12 protein-coding genes are annotated in these 16,582 nt (G+C 70.1%); 3 read left to right on the top strand and 9 right to left on the bottom strand.

The window, feature by feature from the left end; genetic code table 11:
* Positions 1–461: 461 nt before the first annotated feature.
* The 3 genes from AC07DU_RS11020 to thyX form a co-directional block, all read right to left on the bottom strand.
* Positions 462–2,147, bottom strand: a complete 1,686-nt coding sequence (locus AC07DU_RS11020) for a ribonuclease J (protein WP_479110733.1) — start codon at positions 2,145–2,147, stop codon at positions 462–464.
* 123 nt (positions 2,148–2,270) lie between these two features.
* Positions 2,271–3,170, bottom strand: coding sequence for a 4-hydroxy-tetrahydrodipicolinate synthase (gene dapA / locus AC07DU_RS11015; protein ID WP_360901820.1), 900 nt, complete (start codon positions 3,168–3,170; stop codon positions 2,271–2,273).
* 200 nt (positions 3,171–3,370) lie between these two features.
* Entirely contained in the window at positions 3,371–4,111 is a 741-nt protein-coding gene (gene thyX / locus AC07DU_RS11010) for an FAD-dependent thymidylate synthase (RefSeq protein ID WP_479030583.1), read from the bottom strand.
* 211 nt (positions 4,112–4,322) lie between these two features.
* Here thyX and AC07DU_RS11005 point away from each other — a divergent pair, with 211 nt between their 5' ends.
* Together AC07DU_RS11005 and AC07DU_RS11000 are read left to right on the top strand one after the other, a co-directional pair.
* On the top strand, positions 4,323–4,562 hold the full coding sequence (locus AC07DU_RS11005) for a hypothetical protein (protein WP_479030586.1): 240 nt from the start codon (positions 4,323–4,325) through the stop codon (positions 4,560–4,562).
* A 48-nt stretch (positions 4,563–4,610) separates the two neighbouring features.
* Entirely contained in the window at positions 4,611–5,171 is a 561-nt protein-coding gene (locus tag AC07DU_RS11000; protein WP_360901829.1) for a hypothetical protein, read from the top strand.
* A gap of 38 nt (positions 5,172–5,209) precedes the next feature.
* Here the strand turns inward: AC07DU_RS11000 and AC07DU_RS10995 are convergent, their stop codons facing one another.
* The 6 genes from AC07DU_RS10995 to eccD all read right to left on the bottom strand — a co-directional run bounded on the left by AC07DU_RS10995 (position 5,210) and on the right by eccD (position 12,340).
* A complete protein-coding gene (locus tag AC07DU_RS10995; RefSeq protein ID WP_479110731.1) occupies positions 5,210–5,662 on the bottom strand; it encodes a hypothetical protein in 453 nt (150 codons plus the stop codon).
* Positions 5,663–5,678: 16 nt separating this feature from the next.
* Positions 5,679–6,431 (bottom strand): 4-hydroxy-tetrahydrodipicolinate reductase, encoded by a 753-nt coding sequence (gene dapB, locus AC07DU_RS10990; RefSeq protein WP_479110729.1) that lies wholly within the window; start codon positions 6,429–6,431, stop codon positions 5,679–5,681.
* Positions 6,432–6,457: 26 nt separating this feature from the next.
* Positions 6,458–7,837 (bottom strand): M16 family metallopeptidase, encoded by a 1,380-nt coding sequence (locus AC07DU_RS10985; RefSeq protein ID WP_360901838.1) that lies wholly within the window; start codon positions 7,835–7,837, stop codon positions 6,458–6,460.
* Complete coding sequence (locus tag AC07DU_RS10980) at positions 7,834–10,056, bottom strand: polyribonucleotide nucleotidyltransferase (protein ID WP_189973342.1); 2,223 nt, start codon at positions 10,054–10,056, stop codon at positions 7,834–7,836. The genes AC07DU_RS10985 and AC07DU_RS10980 overlap by 4 nt, the downstream gene beginning before the upstream one ends.
* 306 nt (positions 10,057–10,362) lie before the next feature.
* Entirely contained in the window at positions 10,363–10,650 is a 288-nt protein-coding gene (rpsO, locus tag AC07DU_RS10975; protein ID WP_030011220.1) for a 30S ribosomal protein S15, read from the bottom strand.
* A 172-nt stretch (positions 10,651–10,822) separates the two neighbouring features.
* Positions 10,823–12,340, bottom strand: coding sequence for a type VII secretion integral membrane protein EccD (eccD, locus tag AC07DU_RS10970; RefSeq protein ID WP_479030595.1), 1,518 nt, complete (start codon positions 12,338–12,340; stop codon positions 10,823–10,825).
* A 195-nt stretch (positions 12,341–12,535) separates the two neighbouring features.
* On the opposite strand from eccD, the gene eccCa reads away from it, so the two are divergent.
* A complete protein-coding gene (eccCa, locus tag AC07DU_RS10965) occupies positions 12,536–16,495 on the top strand; it encodes a type VII secretion protein EccCa (RefSeq protein WP_479110727.1) in 3,960 nt (1,319 codons plus the stop codon).
* Positions 16,496–16,582 lie beyond the last annotated feature (87 nt).

Below are 16,582 nucleotides of genomic sequence, written 5' to 3'. Positions count from 1 at the left end.
TCATCCACCGAAGTGGACGGGGTATCAACTTCTGGCGTTGATTTTTGGCACGCTGTTGAGTTCTCAAGGAACGGACGCTTCCTTTGTACTCACCCTCTCGGGTTTTCCTCCGGGCTTTCGTTCTGTTCTTGCGTTTCCGACTCTATCAGAGCCTGTCCCGCTTGCTTTCCAGGTTCTCGCTTTCGCGTTTCCCTTTCCGGCGGTTCCGACTCTATCAGATTCCTTATCCGCGTCTTGCGACTGGATCGGAATTCCGATGGCCTTCGGGGGGCCTTTCCCTTTCGGGTGGATCAGACTTTATCAGGTCTCCCTGAGTGCTTGATTCCCACCCGCTCGCATGACGCGTACGGACACACGTGTGTGCCCGGCTGCCCTGCGAGGTGGAGACGTAAACGTACTGGAGCGGGGCCCCCGGACGCAAATCCGGTTGCCCCGCTCCCGTGGGGTCGCTACGGCGAGCGTCAGACCTCGACGACGACCGGGAGGATCATCGGACGGCGGCGGTAGCTGTCCGAGACCCACTTGCCCATCGTGCGGCGGATGAGCTGCTGGATCTGGTGCGGCTCGGCCACGCCGTCGGAGGCGGCGCGGGCGATCGCCTCCTCGATCTTCGCGATGACCGGGGCGAAGGCCGAGTCCTCGATTCCGGAGCCGCGGGCCTGGATGTTCGGGCCGCTCACGACCTTGCCGGTGGTGCTGTCCACCACGACGTAGACCGAGACGATGCCCTCGTCGCCGAGGATGCGGCGGTCCTTCAGGTGGACCTCGGTGACGTCGCCGACCGAGAGGCCGTCCACGTACACGTAGCCGGCCTGGACCTTGCCGGAGATCCGCGCCTTGCCGTCGATCAGGTCGACGACCACGCCGTCCTCGGCGATGACGATGCGGTCCTTCGGGACACCTGTCAGGGCGCCGAGCTCGGCGTTGGCGCGTAGGTGGCGCCATTCGCCGTGGACCGGCATCAGGTTCCGCGGCTTGCAGATGTTGTAGAAGTACAGCAGCTCACCGGCGGAGGCGTGGCCCGAGACGTGCACCTTGGCGTTGCCCTTGTGCACGACGTTGGCGCCCCAGCGGGTCAGGCCGTTGATCACGCGGTAGACCGCGTTCTCGTTGCCCGGGATGAGCGACGACGCGAGGATCACGGTGTCACCGGGGACGATCCGGATCTGGTGGTCGCGGTTGGCCATGCGGGAGAGGGCCGCCATCGGCTCGCCCTGCGAACCCGTGCAGACCAGGACGACCTCGTGGGCCGGCAGGTCGTCGAGGGTCTTGACGTCCACGACGAGGCCGGCCGGGACCTTCAGGTAGCCCAGGTCGCGCGCGATGCCCATATTGCGGACCATCGAGCGGCCGACGAAGGCGACCCTGCGGCCGTACTCGTGTGCGGCGTCGAGGATCTGCTGGATGCGGTGCACGTGGCTGGCGAAGCTGGCCACGATGATCCGGTTGTGGGCGTTCGCGAAGACCGTGCGCAGGACGTTGGAGATCTCGCGCTCGGGCGGGACGAAGCCCGGGACCTCGGCGTTCGTCGAGTCGGAGAGGAGGAGGTCGATGCCCTCCTCGCTCAGACGCGCGAAGGCGTGCAGGTCGGTGAGGCGGTTGTCCAGCGGGAGCTGGTCCATCTTGAAGTCGCCGGTGGCGACGACCAGACCCGCGGGGGTGCGGATCGCGACCGCCAGGGCGTCCGGGATGGAGTGGTTGACCGCGATGAACTCGCAGTCGAAGGGGCCGAGGCTCTCGCGCTCGCCTTCCTTCACCTCAAGGGTGTAGGGGCGGATGCGGTGCTCCTGGAGCTTCGCCTCGATGAGGGCCAGCGTCAGCTTGGAGCCGATCAGCGGGATGTCCGGCTTCTCCCGGAGGAGGTAGGGGACGGCGCCGATGTGGTCCTCGTGGCCGTGGGTCAGGACGATGCCGTCGATGTCGTCGAGGCGGTCCCGGATGGACGTGAAGTCCGGGAGGATCAGGTCGATGCCGGGCTGCTCCTCTTCGGGGAAGAGGACGCCGCAGTCGACGATCAGCAGGCGGCCGTCGAACTCGAAGACGGTCATGTTGCGGCCGATCTCGCCGAGCCCACCCAGGGGGGTGACCCTGAGGCCGCCCTTGGGCAGCTTCGGCGGCGGACCGAGTTCCGGATGCGGATGGCTCAAAAGTGTCTCCTCACCACGCACGCCACGTACCCCTGAGGCACGCGGCGTGCATGTCATTCGTGCACTTGCTCTGTCTGTTTTGTATTTTTTTTGATCTTGCTTATTCGGTTGTGAAGTCTGTTGTCAGAGCTGTACCCCGCCGGCGGCAAGATCGATCTTGAGCTGCGCCGTCTCTTCGGCGGTCAGCTCGATCATCGGGAGCCGCAGCGGGCCCGCGGGCAGGCCCTGCAGGTTCAGCGCGCCCTTGGTGGTCATCACGCCCTGGGTGCGGAACATGCCGGTGAAGACCGGGAGCAGCTTCTGGTGGATCTCGGCGGCCTTCTGGACGTCCCCGCCCAGGTGGGCCTCCAGCATGGCGCGCAGCTCGGGGGTGACCACGTGGCCCACCACGGAGACGAAGCCGACCGCGCCGACCGACAGGAGCGGGAGGTTCAGCATGTCGTCGCCCGAGTACCAGGCCAGTCCGCTCTTCGCGATGGCCCAGCTGGCGCGCCCGAGGTCGCCCTTGGCGTCCTTGTTGGCAACGATACGGGGGTGCTCGGCCAGCCGGACGAGGGTTTCCGTCTCGATCGGGACACCGCTGCGGCCGGGGATGTCGTAGAGCATGACCGGCAGCCCGGTGGCGTCGGCGATCGCCGTGAAGTGCCGGTAGAGGCCCTCCTGCGGCGGCTTGCTGTAGTACGGGGTCACGGCCAGCAGGCCGTGGGCGCCGGTGCGCTCGGCCTGGCGGGCCAGCTCGAGGGTGTGGCGGGTGTCGTTGGTGCCGATGCCGGCGACCACGTGGGCGCGGTCTCCGACGGCTTCGAGTACGGCTCGTACGAGGTCGTTTTTCTCCGCGTCGGTGGTGGTCGGCGACTCACCGGTGGTGCCGTTGATGATCAGGCCGTCGTTGCCTGCGTCCACCAGGTGGACGGCGAGCTGCTGCGCGCCGTCGAGGTCAAGTGCGCCATCCGCCGTAAACGGCGTGATCATGGCGGTGAGGACCCGCCCGAAGGGGGTCTGCGGAGTCGAGATCGGAGCCATGGGTAACACGCTACTCGCTGCCATGCTCGCGTTGTCCCCTCGGGGGACGTCAACGGGGTGTTGGACGCCGGCACTGCCTGCTCGGGGGTTCAAGCAGTGCCGGGTCCGTTTGATCAGCCTAGATGAACTTTACGAAACGCCGCAATACGGACACTTGGGACTTAAGGCCGTACATCAGTGCGGCGCGGGCGCACCGGCCCTTACGGGGCGACGCGGCCGTTGGCGTTGAAGGCCGCGTACGTGAGCGGCATGAGCTGCGCCCAGTGCTGCTCCATCTTCTCGCCGACCATCTCGATCTCCCGCTGCGGGAAGGAGGGGACGGCCGCGAGCTCGTGCTGCGTGCGCAGACCGAGGAAGTGCATGAGCGAGCGCGCGTTGCAGGTGGCGTACATCGAGGAGAAAAGACCGACCGGCAGGACCGAACGGGCGACCTCCCGGGCCACGCCCGCTGCGAGCATCTCCCGGTAGGCCTCGTAGGCCCGCACGTAGGAGTCCTCCATGACGCGGGCGGTCAGCTCCTGCTGCGCCAGGGTGCCCTCGACGAAGACGTACTTGCCCGGGCGGCCCTCCTGGACCAGCTTGCGCTCCGCGTCCGGGACGTAGAAGACCGGCTCCAGCTCCCTGTAGCGGCCCGATTCCTCGTTGTACGACCAGCCCACGCGGTGGCGCATGAACTCACGGAAGACGAAGATCGGGGCGCTGATGAAGAAGGTCATCGAGTTGTGCTCGAAGGGGCTGCCGTGGCGGTCGCGCATCAGGTAGTTGATGAGGCCCTTGGAGCGCTCCGGGTCCTTCTGCAGCTCCTCCAGGGACTGCTCGCCGGCCGTGGAGACGCGGGCGGCCCACAGCACGTCGGAGTCGGCGGCGGAGTGCTTCACCAGCTCCACCGTCACATCACTGCGGAAGCTGGGTTTCAGATCTGAAGCGGCGGTCTCGCTCACCGGGGTCCTTCCAAACGTGCGTTCCTGGGGCGCGCCCACTCTACGACGCCCCCCGAGGGTCCCCGCGCACGCGCACCCTCGCCGCGAGGGCCCGTAGAGCTGACGCACCGCCATGACATGTGCCCCATGTGCCGCAATCGGGCACCGATCGACCGGTTCGTACGTCTGACATGGAGAACGCATCGTCGTCGATCCCGAGGAGGCCGCTCTGATGTTCCGCCGGCGCGAACCCGTCCCGTTCGCCTTCGTCGCCGAGGCCGACCGTTTCCGCAGCAACGTCACTCCACCGCCGCGCGAGAGTCTGGGCAGGACACAGATGGCCGCCCGTACTCTGGTCGCACTGACCGTGGTTGCGGGGCTCGCCGGCTCACTGCTCTTCGGCATACCCGCGCTGCAGCCGAACCAGGCACCGGAGAAGTCGCAGCGGTCGGCGGCGTCCGAGGGGCGGTAGCCTCACGGGCACAGCCCAACCGAACGTGCATGTGAGTGAGGTCCAGCCGTGCCCCTGCCCTTCCTGACGGCCGACGGCGTATCCGACGCGGATGACGACGGCGACGAGGTACTGGCCCATCCCGACCACGATCGTTGGCGGCGGCCCTACCGGCCGGGTCCCTGGCGCGTGGCCATCGCCGCGCTGCTGCTCCTGCTGTCCGCCTTCATGCTGCTCGCCACGATGATCGTCGCCTTCGCGGGCGGCTGGCGCGGAGCCGCCGTCTGTCTGGTCGCCGCGCTCGCCGTGGTCGGGTCGGCGGTGCAGACCCTGCGGATGGGCGTCTGGGTGAGCCGTACGGGGATGCGCCGCGTGGGCTTCCTGTCGGCCCGCACCGTCGCGTGGAGCGAGATCACCGAACTCCGTACGGTGCAGCAGCCCGTGCGCTGGCTCGGACTGCCGAGGACCGTGCAGGGGCAGGCACTGACGGTGTCCGGTCGCGGCGGCACGGAGCTTCCGGTGCTGCTGACCGACCACAACGCCGATTTCCTCCTGCGCGCCGAGGCCTTCGACCGGGCCGCCGACACGCTGGCGGCCTGGGCCGACGCCTACCGGCCCGTACCCGCCTGACCCCGCGCACGCGCTCGCGCACCGGAAGCCCGTACAGGTCAGACCTGTACGGGCTTCCCGTCGTGCAGGGCGATCGCGCGCTGCATGGCCTTGCGCGCCCGCGGGGTGTCACGGGCGTCGTGGTACGCGACGGCGAGCCGGAACCAGCTGCGCCAGTCCCCCGGCGCGTCCTCGGTCTCGGCCTTGCGGCGCGCGAAGACCTCGTCGGCCGAATCACGCAGGATCCGGCCGTACGTGTCCCGCTCCAGCTCGTCGACGGGCAGTCCGCCCTCGGCCTCCAGCTCGGCCGCGAGGTGGTTGGCCCGGTTGACGAACCGGGTGTTCTGCCAGAGGAACCAGACGCCGATGACCGGCAGGACCAGCACGGCCAGGCCGAAGGTGACGGTGAGCCAGGTGCCGTGCCGGATCAGCATCAGCCCCCGGCTGCCGACCAGGACGAAGTAGACGACCAGGACGGCGGCCGTGAGGAAGTACGTGATCTTCGCGCGCATCGTGAAATCAGCCCAGTCAGCCCAGGTCGAGGAAGTGTTCCAGGCCGAAGGTGAGGCCCGGGTTCTGCGTCACGCGGCGCGCGCCGAGCAGGATGCCCGGCATGAAGCTGCTGTGGTGCAGGGAGTCGTGACGGATCGTCAGGGTCTCGCCCTCACTGCCGAGGAGCACCTCCTGGTGGGCCAGCAGGCCCCGCAGGCGGACCGCGTGCACCGGGACGCCGTCGACGTCCGCGCCGCGCGCGCCGTCGAGGGCGGTGGCGGTGGCGTCGGGCTGCGCGCCGAGGCCGGCCTCGGCGCGGGCGGCCGCGATGAGCTGCGCCGTGCGGGTCGCCGTGCCGGAGGGCGCGTCGACCTTGTTCGGGTGGTGCAGCTCGACGACCTCGACGGACTCGAAGTAGCGGGCTGCCCGCGCGGCGAACTTCATGGTGAGGACGGCACCGATGGAGAAGTTCGGGGCGATGAGCACACCGGTCGCCGGGGATCCGGCGAGCCAGGTGTCCAGCTGGGCCAGGCGCTCCTCGGTCCAGCCGGTGGTGCCGACCACCGCGTGGATGCCGTGGTGGATGAGGAAGTCCAGGTTCTCCATCACCGAGGCCGGGGTCGTCAGCTCGACGGCGACCTGGGCTCCGGCCTCGGCCAGCGTCTCCAGCTTGTCGCCGCGGCCGAGGGCGGCCACCAGCTCCATGTCCTCGGCGGCCTCGACCGCCTTGACGGCCTCGGAGCCGATGCGGCCCTGGGCTCCGAGCACTGCCACGCGCAGCTTGCTCATATTGCTTCCCTTACGTCCGTACGGAACTAGGCCACCGCTTCGTCGAGGCGGGCCGCCTGCTTCTCCTTCAGCGGCCCGATCACGGCGAGCGAGGGCCGCTGGGCCAGTACATCCTGTGCGACCGCGCGGACGTCGTCCGGGGTCACGGCGGCGATCCGGCCCAGCATCTCGTCGACCGACATCTGGTCGCCCCAGCACAGCTCGCTCTTGCCGATGCGGTTCATGATCGCGCCGGTGTCCTCCAGGCCGAGGACGGTGGAGCCGGACAGCTGGCCGATGGCCCGCTTGATCTCCTCGTCGGGCAGTCCGTCGGAGGCGACCTTGTCGAGCTCGTCGCGGCAGATCCGCAGCACGTCGTGGACCTGGTTGGGCCGGCAGCCCGCGTACACGCCGAAGAGCCCCGTGTCGGCGAAGCCCGAGGTGTACGAGTACACGCTGTAGGCGAGGCCGCGCTTCTCCCGGACCTCCTGGAAGAGGCGGGAGGACATGCCGCCGCCGAGGGCGGTGTTCAGCACCCCCAGCGCCCAGCGGCGCTCGTCGGTGCGGGCGAGGCCCGGCATGCCGAGGACCACGTGGGCCTGCTCGGTCTTGCGGCTGACGAGGTCGACGCGGCCGGAGGTGCGGATCCGCTTGCTGCCGGTGCGCGGGCCGATCGGCTCGGCGTCGGTGCGGGTCAGCGAGCCGGCCTTCTCGAAGGCGGCGCGGACCTGGCGCACGACCTTGTTGTGGTCGACGTTGCCCGCGGCGGCCACGACGAGGTGCGTCGGGTCGTAGTGCTTCTTGTAGAAGCGGCGGATCCGGTCGGCGCCCAGCGCGTTGATCGTGTCGACGGTGCCGAGGACGGGGCGGCCCAGCGGGGTGTCCCCGTACATGGTCTGCGCGAACAGGTCGTGGACCATGTCGCCCGGGTCGTCCTCGGTCATCGCGATCTCTTCGAGGATGACGCCGCGCTCGGCGTCGACGTCCTCCTCGCGGATCAGCGAGCCGGTGAGCATGTCGCAGACCACGTCGATGGCCAGCGGCAGGTCGGTGTCGAGCACCCGGGCGTAGTAGCAGGTGTACTCCTTCGCCGTGAAGGCGTTCATCTCGCCGCCGACCGCGTCGATCGCGGAGGAGATGTCGAGGGCGCTGCGCTGCTGCGTGCCCTTGAAGAGGAGGTGCTCCAGGTAGTGCGTGGCGCCGTTGAGCGTGGGCGTCTCGTCACGGGAGCCGACGTGGGCCCAGATGCCGAAGGTGGCGGAGCGGACGGAGGGCAGCGTCTCGGTGACGATGCGCAGTCCGCCGGGCAGGACGGTGCGCCGGACGGTGCCGATGCCGTTGCTGCCCTTGAGGAGGGTTTGGGTACGGGCGACGGCCCGCCCCTCCGAAGAGGGGCGGGCCGTCACACGGGAACTACGCGACATCACTTGTCGGAGTCGTCCTTGTCAGCGTCGTCACCGGCGGCTTCGCCGTCGATCACGGGGATCAGGGAGAGCTTGCCGCGCTGGTCGATCTCGGCGATCTCCACCTGGACCTTGGTGCCGACCGCGAGCACGTCCTCGACGTTCTCCACGCGCTTGCCACCGGCGAGCTTGCGGATCTGCGAGATGTGCAGCAGGCCGTCCTTGCCGGGCATCAGGGAGACGAAGGCACCGAAGGTGGTGGTCTTGACGACCGTACCCAGGTAGCGCTCGCCGACCTCCGGCATGGTCGGGTTGGCGATGGCGTTGATCGTGGCGCGGGCGGCCTCGGCGGCCGGGCCGTCGGAGGCACCGATGTAGATGGTGCCGTCGTCCTCGATCGTGATCTCGGCGCCGGTGTCCTCCTGGATCTGGTTGATCATCTTGCCCTTGGGGCCGATGACCTCACCGATCTTGTCCACCGGGATCTTGACGGTGATGATCCGCGGGGCGAAGGGGGACATCGCGTCCGGCGTGTCGATCGCTTCCATCATCACGTCGAGGATGTGGAGGCGGGCGTCGCGGGCCTGCTTGAGGGCGGCGGCCAGCACGGAGGCCGGGATGCCGTCCAGCTTGGTGTCCAGCTGGAGCGCGGTGACGAACTCCTTGGTGCCGGCGACCTTGAAGTCCATGTCGCCGAAGGCGTCCTCCGCACCGAGGATGTCGGTGAGGGCGACGTAGTGCGTCTTGCCGTCGATCTCCTGGGAGATCAGACCCATGGCGATACCGGCGACGGGGGCCTTGAGCGGCACACCGGCGTTCAGCAGCGACATGGTGGAGGCGCAGACCGAGCCCATGGACGTCGAACCGTTGGAGCCGAGGGCCTCGGACACCTGGCGGATCGCGTACGGGAACTCCTCGCGGGTCGGGAGGACCGGCACGATCGCACGCTCGGCGAGCGCGCCGTGGCCGATCTCGCGGCGCTTCGGCGAACCGACGCGGCCGGTCTCACCGACGGAGTACGGCGGGAAGTTGTAGTTGTGCATGTAGCGCTTGCGGGTCACCGGGGAGAGGGTGTCCAGCTGCTGCTCCATGCGGAGCATGTTGAGGGTGGTGACGCCCAGGATCTGGGTCTCGCCACGCTCGAACAGCGCCGAGCCGTGCACGCGCGGGATGGCTTCGACCTCGGCGGCGAGGGTACGGATGTCCGTGAGCCCGCGGCCGTCGATGCGGACCTTGTCCTTGATGACGCGCTCGCGCACCAGGGCCTTGGTCAGGCTGCGGTAGGCGGCGGAGATCTCCTTCTCGCGGCCCTCGAAGGCCGGGAGGAGCTTCTCGGCGGCGATCTCCTTGACGCGGTCCAGCTCGGCCTCGCGGTCCTGCTTGCCCGCGATGGTCAGCGCCTGGGAGAGGTCACCCTTGACGGCGGCCGCGAGGGCCTCGTACACGTCGTCCTGGTAGTCCAGGAAGACCGGGAACTCACCCTCGGGCTTCGCGGCCTTGGCGGCCAGGTCGGCCTGGGCCTTGCAGAGGACCTTGATGAACGGCTTCGCGGCGTCGAGACCCGAGGCCACGATCTCCTCGGTCGGCGCCTGGGCGCCGCCCTTGACCAGGGCGATGGTCTTCTCGGTGGCCTCGGCCTCGACCATCATGATCGCGACGTCGCCGTCCTCCAGGACGCGGCCCGCGACGACCATGTCGAAGACGGCGTCCTCGAGCTCGGTGTGCGTCGGGAAGGCGACCCACTGGCCGCGGATCAGCGCGACGCGGACGCCGCCGATCGGGCCGGAGAAGGGCAGACCGGCCAGCTGGGTGGACGCGGACGCGGCGTTGATCGCGACGACGTCGTACAGGTGGTCCGGGTTGAGCGCCATGATCGTGGCGACGACCTGGATCTCGTTGCGCAGGCCCTTCTTGAAGGACGGGCGCAGCGGGCGGTCGATCAGGCGGCAGGTGAGGATCGCGTCCTCGGAGGGGCGGCCCTCACGACGGAAGAAGGAGCCGGGGATCTTGCCGGCCGCGTACTGCCGCTCCTCGACGTCCACCGTCAGGGGGAAGAAGTCGAGCTGGTCCTTGGGCTTCTTCGACGCGGTGGTGGCGGACAGCACCATCGTGTCGTCGTCCAGGTAGGCAACGGCGGAGCCGGCGGCCTGGCGGGCCAGACGGCCCGTCTCGAAGCGGATGGTGCGGGTGCCGAAGGAACCGTTGTCAATGACGGCCTCGGCGTAGTGGGTCTCGTTCTCCACTAGCGTTTTCTCCATATTCGTCGTCTCCGTCCGCCGCCCGTGTGGCGGTGGACGGTTGCGGAGAAGCGCTCCTGGCGTGCGGGCCGGTCTTCGATCGAAGCATCCGGTTCGTTGCCCCCCTTGGGGCATTCCGGGTGCCACTACCGAGGACCGGCGGCGTGGGAGGGCGCTCCTCCTCTTCAGTCGTGCGCGTCTTCCTCAGACGCGCACCTGCGTCCGTTCCAGACTACAAAGGGTCCGGTCCGGTCCGCACGTACAGCAAAGGGAGCGGCCCCCGGATGTGGGAACCGCTCCCTCCACAGCGCTTTACTTGGCGCCGGCCGCACCGCGGCGGATGCCGAGGCGCTCGACCAGCGTACGGAAGCGCTGGATGTCCTTCTTGGCCAGGTACTGCAGCAGGCGGCGACGCTGGCCGACCAGGATCAGCAGACCACGACGGGAGTGGTGGTCGTGCTTGTGCGTCTTGAGGTGCTCGGTCAGGTCCGAGATGCGGCGCGAGAGCATCGCAACCTGGACCTCGGGGGAGCCGGTGTCGCCCTCCTTGGCACCGAACTCGGTGATGATCTGCTTCTTCGTAGCGGCGTCGAGCGGCACGCGTACTCCTCGTTTTAGGTCTTCGTAGCCACCGAGTGCCCCAGGTCTGAGTCTCTGGGGAGCTTCCGTAACTCGGGAGGCGGGGTCCGCTGAGCGCAGCCTCCAGAGAGCTCCGGGGGCGCGTACACAAACGGCCGTCACACAGCGTACCAGGCTGCCGGGACGCGACGTCTCAGCTGGTGAGAGCGCGGGCCCGGGAGTAAACGTCCAGCACGGCCAGGGTCAGGGGAACCAGGCTGAGCAGGACCGCCGCCTCGGTGAGGTCGAGCAGCCTTCCCCAGAAGGGTGACAGACCCTTGCGCGGGATGACAAGCGCAATTCCCGCGAGGAGGGCCGCGCCGGCGGCGACGGCGGCGGTCAGCCAGATCGTCCGCAGGTCCAGCCCGCTGCGGTCGTGCTCCAGGACCAGGGCCTCGTACAGGGAGGTCGGCGGGTGCAGGGCCATGCCCAGGATCAGCAGCGCGACGGCGACGAGGCCGGCGGTCAGGGCGCACACGACCTGGGAGGTGTACCGGAAGAGGCGGGCGCGCAGCAGCATGGCGAGGCCGGTGGCCAGGGCCAGCAGGCGGCCCCAGGTGTTGTCGGAGAACCCGAGGACGGCGGCGGATCCGATGGCGACGGCGGCGCAGCCGGCGACGAGGCCGAGCAGCATCTCGTGACCGCGGCGGGCCTGCGCGGCGATGGCCTCGGCGTCGAGCGGGGTGCCCTGCTCGGGCTGGTCGGAGCCGGGCTGCTCGCCGTACGACTCGATCTCGTAGCGGTCCGGCGCCCCCGCGTAGTCGACGTACTCCTCCGTAGCGCTCTGCGGGGCGGCGTACCCGATGGGCAGCCGGGCGAAGCGCGCGGATAGGCCGGGGAGGAAAGCGACGAGGCCGATGGCCACGGGGGCGCAGGCGGCGGCGGTGTGGGTCGCGGAGGCCTCGGTGGCGATGGCCGCGAAGGTGGCGAGGGTGCCGGTGACGGCGACGAAGGTGGCCGCGACGAAGGGGGCGTCGCCACTGGGGGTGAGCGCGACGAGGGCGACGGAGGCGACCAGGACGCAGACGCAGCCGAGCAGGAACTGGAGCCGGCCCGGTCCCTCGCCGACGGCGGGCGCGATGATCCCGGAGCCGGCGATCAGCAGGTGCGGGAGGGCGCCGAGGCCCAGGGCCACGGCGGAGAGGCGGTCGCGGTAGACCCGGGCGCGCACTCCGGCCACGGCGGTGAGCAGGACGCCCACCGCGCCGGCGATGACGCCGGGCAGGCCGTGCATGTCGTGGCGGACCGGGTCGGCGTACCAGAGGACGAAGCCCAGCATGACGAGCAGCACCGCGGCGCCGGCCAGGCCCGCGCCGCGCAGCATGTCGTCGCTCCAGCGGTGCCGGTCGCGCACGACGGCGGAGGCGACGGCGTCGGAGACGTCGTCGAACACGGCCGGCGGCAGGGACTCGGCGAAGGGGCGCAGGCTGAGCACCTCGCCGTCGAGGACCTGCTGGGCGGCGAGGGTGCGCGCGCCGTCCAGGACGGTGCCGGAGCGGCGTACGAGGTGGAAGCCGGTCGGGGCGCCCACGGGCTGGGTCTGGCCGGTGAGGCGCAGCAGCTCGGGGTAGACGTCGGCGACGGCGATGTCCTCGGGGAGGGCGACGTCGATCCGGCTGTCAGGTGCCACGACGGTGACCCTGCAGAAACCCGTCGTGCCGGCCGTACTCACCTGTGTGACCCCCCTGGTTGGTGCCCGCACCGGCGGACGATTCGCGGATGCGCATGCTGCGGCGCCACCCTACCGGGCGTATGGCCGACTGTCGGCAAGTAGGATCACCGTCGCGTGGGGGAGACCCCCTTCGCGCCCGGGACTTGGGGGCGCCGGTTATGACGTCCCGTCCGTTTTCGAGGGATTGATGCTCCGGTGAGCCAGATCGTCGTCAAACGCCCGCCGCGGTCCCTGCCGCCCGAGGTTCCCTCGGACGAGCTGAGACTGGAGGCTCCGCCGGAACTCCCGCGCGGGCAGCAGGAGGGCATGCTGATGCAGCTCCTGCCGATGCTCGGCATGGGCTCGTCCGTCGTCTTCTTCTTCATGCCGGGTGCGGCGCCGTTCATGCGCATCATGGGCAGCCTGATGCTGGTGTCGACGGTGGGCATGGTCGTCGCCCAGTTGATGCGCCACCGTCGCGGTACGCAGGGGCAAATGGCCGATGTGCGCCGCGACTACCTCAAATACCTCGCGCAGACCCGCCGTCAGGTGCGCCGTACCGCGCGGGCGCAGCGCGACGCGCAGCTGTATCTGCACCCGGCCCCCGAGCAGTTGTGGTCGGTGGTGGCGGAGGGCTCGCGGCTGTGGGAACGGCGGGTCGGGGACCCGGACTTCGGGCAGGCCCGGCTCGGCCTGGGTGCGCAGCGCCTGGCGACCGCCCTGGTGGCGCCGGAGACGGCGCCCGTGGACGAGCTGGAGCCGCTGACCGCGGGCGCGATGCAGCGCTTCCTGAAGGTGCACTCCTCGCTCGACGGACTGCCGGTGGCGGTGTCGATCCGCGCCTTCTACCACGTGACGGTGTCCGGGGAGCCGGACTCCGCGCGCAGCACCGCGCGGTCGCTGGTCGCCCAGCTGGCGACGCTGCACTCCCCCGAGGACCTGGTGGTGGCCGTGGTCGCGGCGCCGGGCGCGGTGCCCTCGTGGGACTGGACGAAGTGGCTGCCGCACACCCAGGTGCCCGGTCAGGTCGACGGGGCCGGTACGAAGCGGCTGTTCGGCGATCACCTCGCCGAGCTGGAGGCGCTGCTGGCGCCCCGGCTGGAGGGCCGGCCGCGGTTCAGCCGCGAGGTGTCCCCGGTCCTGGACCAGCCGCACCTGGTGGTCGTGCTCGACGGCGGGATGGTGCCGCCGGATTCGGTGTTCGCGGCGGCCGAGGGGCTGCAGGGCGTCACCATCGTCGAGGTGGTCGGCGGCGAGCTGGACGAGCCCCGCGGCGGGCTGTCGGTCGTGGTGCGGCCGGGCCGGCTGCGCCTGGAGTCGGGCGCGGGGGTCGCGTACGAAGGCGTCCCGGACACGCTGTCGCTGCCCGCGGCCGAGGCCCTGGCCCGGCAGCTGGCGCCGCTGCGCACCGGCGGCGGGGACGACGACGAGCCGCTGCTCGCCAATCTGGACTTCACGGACCTGCTGAACCTGGGCGACGCGGCCGCGGTGGACGTGGCGCGGACCTGGCGGCCGAGGTCGGCCGGTGAGCGGCTGCGCGTGCCGATCGGTGTCGGCGAGGACGGCGCCCCGGTCATGCTGGACCTCAAGGAGGCCGCGCAGGAGGGCATGGGCCCGCACGGCCTGTGCGTGGGCGCGACCGGTTCCGGCAAGTCGGAGCTGCTGCGCACGCTGGTGCTGGGTCTGGCGGTCACGCACACCTCCGAGACGCTGAACTTCGTCCTCGCCGACTTCAAGGGCGGTGCGACCTTCACCGGCATGGGTCAGATGCCTCACGTCGCGGCCGTCATCACGAACCTGGCGGACGACCTCACGCTCGTGGACCGCATGGGCGACTCGATCCGCGGTGAGCTCCAGCGCCGTCAGGAGCTGCTGCGTTCGGCGGGCAACTACGCGAACATCCACGACTACGAGAAGGCCCGCGCGGCCGGCGCCCCGCTGGAGCCGCTGGCTTCGCTGGTGCTGGTGATCGACGAGTTCAGCGAGCTGCTGACGGCGAAGCCGGACTTCATCGACATGTTCATCCAGATCGGCCGCATCGGCCGCTCGCTGGGCGTGCACCTGCTGCTGGCCTCGCAGCGCCTGGAGGAGGGCAAGCTGCGCGGCCTGGACACGTACCTCTCGTACCGGATCGGTCTGCGGACCTTCTCGGCGGCGGAGTCGCGGACGGCGATCGGTGTGCCGGACGCCTACCACCTGCCGTCGGTGCCCGGCTCGGGCTATCTGAAGTTCGGTACGGACGAGATGACCCGCTTCAAGGCGGCGTACGTCTCGGGCACCTACCGCTCGGGCGGCCCGGACCTGTCGGTCGGCCTGTTCCCGGTGGAGCGGCGGCCCGCCCTGTTCACGGCGGCCCCGGTGCCGGTCGTGTACGCGGCTCCGGACCCCGCGTACCTGGCGGCGCAGCAGGCGCCGCGGGAGGACGACGCGCTCGCGGACACCGTGCTGGACGTGATCGTGAGCCGGCTGGAGGGGCAGGGCGTACCGGCGCACCAGGTGTGGCTGCCGCCGCTCGACCAGGCGCCGCCGCTGGACCAGCTGCTGCCGGCGCTGGCGCCGAGCGCGGAGCGCGGGCTGCACGCGGACGGGTACACGCGGCCCGGCGGCCTCGTCGTACCGCTCGGCCTGATCGACAAGCCCTTCGAGCAGCGGCGTGAGGTGCTGTACCGGGACTTCTCGGGTGCGGCGGGCCACATGATGGTGGTCGGCGGTCCGCAGTCGGGCAAGTCGACGCTGATGCGGACGCTGATCTCGTCCTTCGCGCTCACGCACACGCCGCGCGAAGTGCAGTTCTACGGGCTGGACTTCGGCGGTGGCAGCCTGTCGGCGGTCTCGGAGCTGCCGCACGTGGGCGGGATCGCCTCCCGCCTGGACCCGGAGCGGGTCCGGCGTACGGTCGCGGAGGTGGGGGGCATCCTCAACCGCCGCGAGGAGTTCTTCCGCGCGAACAACATCGACTCGATCGGCACCTACCGGCGGCGCCGGGCGGCGGGCGACCTGCCCGGTGAGCCGTGGGGCGACGTGTTCCTGATCGTCGACGGCTGGGGCAACTTCAAGGGCGAGTACGAGGGCCTTGAGCAGATCGTCACGGACATCGCCTCCCGCGGTCTGGGCTACGGCATCCACGTGGTGATCACCGCGGCGCGGTACATGGAGGTCCGGGCCGCGCTCAAGGACCAGATGCTGAGCCGGCTGGAGCTGCGGCTCGGCGACACCATGGACTCCGAGTTCGACCGGAAGGTCGCGGCGAACGTCCCCCCGGGGATGCCGGGCCGCGGCCAGGTGGCGGAGAAGCTGCACTTCCTGGGCGCGCTCCCGCGCATCGACGGCTCGCACGACGCGGACGACCTGTCGGAGGCCACGGCGGCCTTCGTCGAGGCGGTGAAGCAGAACTGGGCGGGACCGGCGGCTCCGGGCGTACGGCTGCTGCCGCGGCTGCTCCACGCCGACCAGCTGCCCAAGGGCGGCGAGCACCCCGGCCGCGGGATCGCGATCGGCATCGACGAGACCGACCTGGAGCCGGTGTTCATCGACTTCGAGTCCGATCCCTTCCTCCTCGTCTTCGGTGAGAGCGAGTCGGGCAAGACGAACCTGCTGCGGCTCATCGCCAAGCAGATCTCGGAGCGGTACACGCCCGACCAGGCGCGCCTGGTCGTCGGCGACTACCGGCGGAGCCTGCTCGGGGCGCTGCCGGAGGAGCACCTGCTGGAGTACGCGCCGATGGCGAGCTCCCTGCAGATGCACATGGAGGCGCTGGGCGGGGTGTTCTCGCGCCGGCAGCCACCGACGGATGTCACTCCTCAGCAGCTGCGGGACCGCAGCTGGTGGACGGGTCCGGACGTCTACATCGTGATCGACGACTTCGACCTGGTGGCCACCAGTCAGGGCAATCCGCTGGCGCCGCTGGTGGAGTTCCTGCCGTTCGCGCGGGACACCGGCGTCCGCTTCATCATCGCCCGCAACTCGGCGGGTGCCTCGCGCTCGATGTACGAGCCGTTCATGCAGCGGATCAAGGAGCTGGGCGCGCAGGGCATCGTCCTGTCGGGCGACCCGTCCGAGGGCGATCTGGTCGGCAACGTGCGACCGCGTCCGATGCCTCCGGGCCGGGCCTACTTCGCCTCGCGCAGGCGCGGGACGTCGCTGGTGCAGCTGGGCCGGATGCCGGGCGGCATGTGACCGGGCGGTACGCACGCGGCCGGGATCGGGGGGAAACCCGTCCCGGCCGGCGGCCCGGCACCGATAATCGGCGGTGAAGACCGCTCC

It is taken from the genome of Streptomyces sp. NPDC045695 (genome assembly GCF_056432025.1).
Note: the sequence above shows the minus strand (reverse complement) of the source record. Positions and strands in the feature narration are given on the sequence as shown.

Bases quoted from the DNA above. Each gene is read 5' to 3' on its own strand.
- dapA (WP_360901820.1), bottom strand. From the start codon at position 3,170: ATGGCTCCGATCTCGACTCCGCAGACCCCCTTCGGGCGGGTCCTCACC.
- AC07DU_RS11005 (WP_479030586.1), top strand. From the start codon at position 4,323: ATGTTCCGCCGGCGCGAACCCGTCCCGTTCGCCTTCGTCGCCGAGGCC.
- AC07DU_RS10995 (WP_479110731.1), bottom strand. From the start codon at position 5,662: ATGCGCGCGAAGATCACGTACTTCCTCACGGCCGCCGTCCTGGTCGTC.
- dapB (WP_479110729.1), bottom strand. From the start codon at position 6,431: ATGAGCAAGCTGCGCGTGGCAGTGCTCGGAGCCCAGGGCCGCATCGGC.